This is a genomic window from Bacillus sp. AFS001701, from assembly GCF_002559405.1.
Classification (GTDB): Bacteria; Bacillota; Bacilli; order Bacillales; family Bacillaceae_G; genus Gottfriedia.
The window spans coordinates 1-6,147 of the sequence record NZ_NTZO01000333.1 but is presented as its reverse complement, the minus strand read 5'-3'; the positions used below and the strand labels follow the sequence as shown (position 1 = coordinate 6,147).

Below are 6,147 nucleotides of genomic sequence, written 5' to 3'. Positions count from 1 at the left end.
CAAACATGGACAGGCTCTTATTTTGAGTCTGTTTTTTATTTTTCTAAAAAAACAAAAACCCCACTCACTAATGAGTAGGGAACAGAAAACAGTAAATCAAATGGTAAACACAGTGTAACACATAATTTGTAGGATTCCTAATTTCAATCAACCTACCTTGTAAGAACGTAATTTTCTAACATTGCCTGTGGTGAAGCGCTGTTTTATGGTTGATTAACGTGTGCACTTCTTTAAGAAGAAACAATCTTTTTAATACTAATTTAACTAGAAATGATCTTCAGCAAACGGGCGCTTTAATAGAATACGGCTAATAGAAATGATCAAACTTTTTTATAAGAGTAATCAAATTCAATTTTATAAGAGCGTGATTTGAACTTTCTTTTTCAAAACATGCTCTTTCTTATTTTTTCGTTTTTAGGTTTACTGAAACATAGATTTTTTTCCAATACTTATGCAACTAAAGCATGCATGAGTTGAATAACAGCTGCCAATTCAGGTGGCTTTTTTTATTCGACTAAATGGCAGGATGATTGAATAAAAAACTGTTAAATTAAGCCAATTCAAGATGAATATAGATGCTCCTTTACAAAGATGTTAAATTAAAAATAAGTGTGTTTCTGACATTTTAACTAATAGGATAGGGGGGATAAAATGCAAAAAATGAAGTTTTTCGAAAAAATTTCTGAAAACGTTTCACTATTCTTATTAGGAATATTATTGATTATTTTAGCTAAATTAGGTGCTCAAACTTGGGATTATAATTTTCTTATTTTATTATTTATAGTTTTGCCTTTCTTTATATATTTGGCCATTTACAAAAGTTTATTGAAAAATCAATTTCACTTGAAGGAGAAATAATTGAAAAAAAGGCGAAAATATACCTTTTAATTGCATATTGGGCTCCAAGAGTTCTTATTATATACGCGATATTTTATATTTTTTAATAAACTATTTAAGATTATCTAAATTTTAGACTTTTATTGGTGTTTGCTGGTGCAATAATATAATATTTTCTAATTCAACTAACGCAATGCGATAGTTGAAGATTACGAGTTGCGAACAGCTCGTTTTTTTATTGAAGTAAATGGCAGAATAGTTTAAGTGAAAATTATCACAAACTAAATGGTATGTTTAAATTCGAATTATCTAATTACACAAAGGCGATATTCAATAATCGGGCGATTTTCTTGAAGAGCTTTTTCAAAGAAATTAGATATTTTTGTTAAAATATAGAGGAAATTGTGAATATTGCACTGAAACCCAAAGGTGCAGGATAATGGAAATTAGAATTGAGAAATAAAATATAAAAAAATGAGATATATGGGTCATATAAAAGGTAAAGGTATGGGTGGTTGGGATAGATATCACAGATACGAAAATATATACAAAAATTTCCAATATAGGAAATTTTACCCTTAAAATTAAAAAATAAATAAATTAAACTAAAAATTAGTTAATTATTAGGATTGGTTAATCCTATGGACGTCAAGAGATCAAAGGAGTTAGACGATAATCTACAAAATAAGCATGACCGAACAGCTCGTCTTATAAAAGATGGACGATTCAATTATCCGCGTATATTGAAAGACATGGAGGCTAAACTGCGTGTCGGGTTATTGTTTGAAGTAAGCTGACAGAGGAATTAGCAGCTGTCAAAAACATGATGATTTGCTTGTTAAAACACTATTTACCTGAATTTACTCAAGTGTTTCCGTCATTCGGAAAAATGCCTATGGCTGTACTTGAATGAAGCCCATTTCCGAATGATCTTCACCAGAAACAACCTAATGAAGTTTTATCACTTTTGTTCAAACATCTGTAGAGTACGAATGGCTCTCAACAGTTCATGGGCTTGTAGATACAACAATTGTTGATTTATTAGCTGAAACGGAAGTTTTTCATACTACAAGGATCCACACCAACTAATCAAACTTGCATCACAAACTGATCCCCCTACCACAAACCAAATTTATCCAGCGACGGCAGCTTAATGTACCTAACTACTGTAATGAAATACTGTTAATCAGCGTGTTGAAAAATATTTTTTTGACACCTCACCATCGGGTAAAACCATTGATATATCAATATTAATAGAGGGTGGTGATTTAATGACTTAATCCCAAGGGTTTTGACAGTTTTCCTTCGGATGGGAACCGCAATATCGTATTCTTCGATCATTAAACCAAATAAGTTTTATATGTATCTACCATAATAAATTCCATGCAGCTTCTCTCAATATAGTTATATTTTTATAGCTTAAATGAATATTTTAATAAAGGAGATTTTCATTTTGAAAAATAAAGTAAAAATTATGGTGAATATTTTTTTGAGCTCTGCCATTGTTTTCGGCGGAATTGGCCAAACAGTGGTGGCCGAGGGTAATAACGATGCTAAGATTCCTAGTGAGGAAAATGTAAAACAGTGGTTAAGTGAATATGAATTCTATGAGGATACTAGAGATGGATTAATCTATGAAAAGGTTGCAATTAATGAATTAAAGCGTTTCGTAAAAGTCATAAAAGATAAGAATGCTAAGTTAGATTCTAAAACACTAGATAATCTGGTTGTGGAATTTGAGAAGACCGGAGACTTTAAGGAAACTGATATGAATGAACTTGAAATGTTTGAACAATTGATTAACCAATATGAACAAGCAGTTCAAGAGGAGTATTTAAAAGATGTGGTTTTAAAAAGTGATCTGCTCTTGAATATCAAACATAAATTAACAATATATCTATGGGGTTATACAGCAAATAACGATTTTAATGAACCAACTGAAGTATTACTTGCAGATATCCTCTTTAATTTTTATCTATCGGATAAAATTGTCAATAAAAATGCTATTGGCATCTTAAAAGATATCACTGATCAATCGGATCACAATGGAAATAAATTAAAAGCTCATTTGGATAACGCTGTGAAAATGTCTGAAAAAGCTAATGAGTTTCTAGAAAAAGATCTAGGAATCCCTGCAGCAAAGTCCTATGAAAATGCATATAAACAAGTGTTATTCGGACTTGAAAAAGCAGGCTATACATTTAACACAGAATTCTTTGAATCTTCCTTTGACACGGACCATGACACGATAACAGATGGAATAGAATTCCAAGAGGGAATGAATCCATTTAAAATGGATACAGATGGGGATGGATTAAAGGACAATATTGAATATGAGATTAAATCAGTGATTTCCCCAACAAAATATGATACAGATCATAATGGCATAAGTGACGCAGATGAAGATAGCGATGGAGACGGTCTGAATAATAAAGATGAGCAGGTTTATCAAACAAATTTAAATAAGAAAGATTCCGACCAAGATAGTTTAACGGACGGATATGAAGTACAACATTTTGAATCATTACCTAATAAGGATGATACAGATAGCGATGGATTAAATGATGGAGATGAATTTGCTTTAAAGACAAATCCGAATGCTGCAGACAGTGATAATGACGGGACCAAGGATTCACAAGAACTCCATAAACAATCTATTCGTACATCATTTAATCAGCCTGATAAATCAGAAATTACTAGTGTAGAAGTTAGTTTTAGTGCAACTGATAATATTAATAAAACGACTAGAATTACAACAAACAAAGGTAATATTAAAACAGCTAATATATACGGTCTTATTGGTTCTCCTGTAAGGATCAATACTCAATCAAAATTTGATAAAGTAAGCGTTCAATTTACTTATGATGAAGCGCAGCTTGGAGACACATCTGAACAAGATTTAGGCATCATTTGGTATAAAGAAGATGAGGAAAAGTTTGAAAGCCTCAACACTGTGTTAGATACAAGTAAGAATACAATAAGTTTCGAAACTACTCAGCTCCGTGAATATATGATTGTTGATAAGAAAAAATGGATGGAGCTTTGGAGTAAGGAAACTGACTACTCAAAGAAGCTTGGTGTAAATAGTGATGATTCAGGTGCTGGAGAGATAGATTCAGATGGGGATGGCTTATACGATACCTATGAAATTGAAGGAATGAAAACACCATATGGTATCATTTACACTAATCCTGATAAGAAAGATAGTGACGGAGATGGATTAACCGATGGGCAAGAAATGGGTCCAATTAGAATATTCACGTTTGAGATTTTTGGAATTACGATTCATTTTGAAGGTTTCTTTCCAACCAGCTTTCCTGATCAAAAAGATAGTGATGGGGATGGAATATTTGATAATGAGGATTCAAGACCGTTGAACTCTGATTTATCCAATTTAGTCATTTTTCAATCAGATAGACCAGAAGGACATGATGAAAATGGAAATGTAGCGAATGATATGAAAACCGATGATTATTCAGGAGATGAAATGACGGACATTAGTTGGATGTTCAATCTTCAGTTACTTGAATCATATTTCCCAGGTATACTATTTGAGGAGTTCGAGATGATGTCAACAGACTTATTTTCTACGGGAGAAATGGAAGATGTTGTTTTAGATATGATTGATCATTTTGAGGAGGGAAATGGTAAAGAGTATAGTAATCAGACTTTAACGAAAAAAGCTAGTGAGCATGAGACAACTAAAGCCTATGTTGACTTTGTCAAAAACGCTTTAGTTGGTGAGCTAAAGAAAAATGGAGGAAATTTGGGAGCACTTCGGTTTGATAAAAGTACAAAAGCCACTAATCCATTTTATCAAAATATACAGGATAATGCTTCTTACCCAACCTTTAGCAGTTGGAATGATAGAATAGGCGGACTTACAATTACAGTAAATGATACGTGGGGGAATACGATATCTGTAAAAGATTTTTCAGTGGAGAACAATCACTTTAAAGGTGTCATGCATGTTCGTTTATATGATCATTTTGGGTTGGATCAGCCAGATGTGGAGAAAATGTATGTTAACTTAGCAGGATTTCGTGCTTGGTTTGTCTTACAGCATTATGAAGATTTTGATGGAGAATATAAACCTTTTATTAGTATAATGGAAATGGATATACCATTCGAGGGGGAATTGAGCAATTAAAATGAATTTAAAAATTCTAGTTTTGATTATTGGTACATTCTTCATTCCATTCTACATAATTGGATGTACAAAGAATGAGGAATCAAGTGGGGAAACAAAAATTTTAGAAATTGCCAATACAGAACAGATCGTTGGTAAAAAGGATGAAGAAGTGGTGACTCTTAGAAAGCATTACATGATTTTGAGTCCACCAAAAGATTTAAAAGATATGAAAGAATTAGTGGAAAAATACATGAAGAATCATCCAGTTGAAGGTGAAATGAAAGGAATAGAAGGAAAAAATAGGAATTTTTATATGTCCTTCTATAGGGAAAGTGACGATTTGCCAAGAGACTGGGAGCCTGATGAAAGTTACATGAATACGGATCGGATTGAGCATCATAAACATGATCTCATTGCATCAATTATTTGGTCAGATGCTGAACCACAAAAAGAGTACAATGTTTATGATAAAAGTAAAGAAGGAAAGATCCTGAAGCGGATGCATTTTATTGAGGATCAGCTTGTTGAGTAAAACACTATCCATACACTAACATATAAAACAGATAGTTGTTAGGTGCTTAAACATAGACCACCGGTACTTCTTTACGTTATATAGGACGTACAATAACACGTGAATATGCGATAATATCAAGTGTTGTCTACTTCGGTAGAAGCACTTTTTTTTTCTTTATTAATACGTTTTTTAGGCAAAGTGACAGATTTTGAACCATAATGCTTAATCAGAAAATATCTCTTGATTCTGATAATTTCTATCTATTTAAATATATGGGTATAGGATTATTGATAAGTGAGGTCGGTCTCTTTTTAAATGGTTCCTTAAAAAGGACAAAATCTAATTAAACTAACGCATGCTTGTGCGGCCAAGCCTAGGACGTATCATATAACGGGAGGGATTTCCGTCGAGTAAGAACTAGCTTATACCTAACGCGTGCATGAGTTGATTACCAGCTGCCAATTCAGGTGCCTTTTCTTATATGACTAAATGGCTGTTTTTACTTCGCTGATGATGGAGAGTATTTCTGCTTAGATTGTTTCAGGTCGAGAACTTGGAGAGGCAGAAAAAGTTTAAGATTAATTTCAGTATTAGGATTTCCATATGTAACTAACGAATGGATTTGTTGAACAACATGATCGGCGGTTCGGTCGATTTTTTTTTT

General features: G+C 32.7%; 3 protein-coding genes and 1 pseudogene. All 4 read left to right on the top strand.

What is annotated here, in order from left to right; all coding sequences use genetic code 11:
* The first annotated feature begins 651 nt into the window (after positions 1-651).
* The 4 genes and pseudogenes from CN514_RS19300 to CN514_RS19285 all read left to right on the top strand — a co-directional run bounded on the left by CN514_RS19300 (position 652) and on the right by CN514_RS19285 (position 5,501).
* Entirely contained in the window at positions 652-858 is a 207-nt protein-coding gene (locus CN514_RS19300) for a hypothetical protein (protein WP_098233994.1), read from the top strand.
* A 602-nt stretch (positions 859-1,460) separates the two neighbouring features.
* A pseudogene (locus CN514_RS19295) lies at positions 1,461-1,946 on the top strand (hypothetical protein); the annotation flags it as partial.
* Positions 1,947-2,290: 344 nt separating this feature from the next.
* The gene (locus tag CN514_RS19290; RefSeq protein WP_176525977.1) at positions 2,291-4,987 is read left to right on the top strand and encodes a DUF3289 family protein; all 2,697 of its coding nucleotides are present in this window, start codon (positions 2,291-2,293) and stop codon (positions 4,985-4,987) included.
* Between the two features lies 1 nt (position 4,988).
* Positions 4,989-5,501 carry a hypothetical protein gene (locus tag CN514_RS19285; RefSeq protein WP_098233992.1) on the top strand — a complete coding sequence of 171 codons (513 nt, stop codon included), beginning with the start codon at positions 4,989-4,991 and terminating at the stop codon, positions 5,499-5,501.
* Positions 5,502-6,147: the final 646 nt, after the last annotated feature.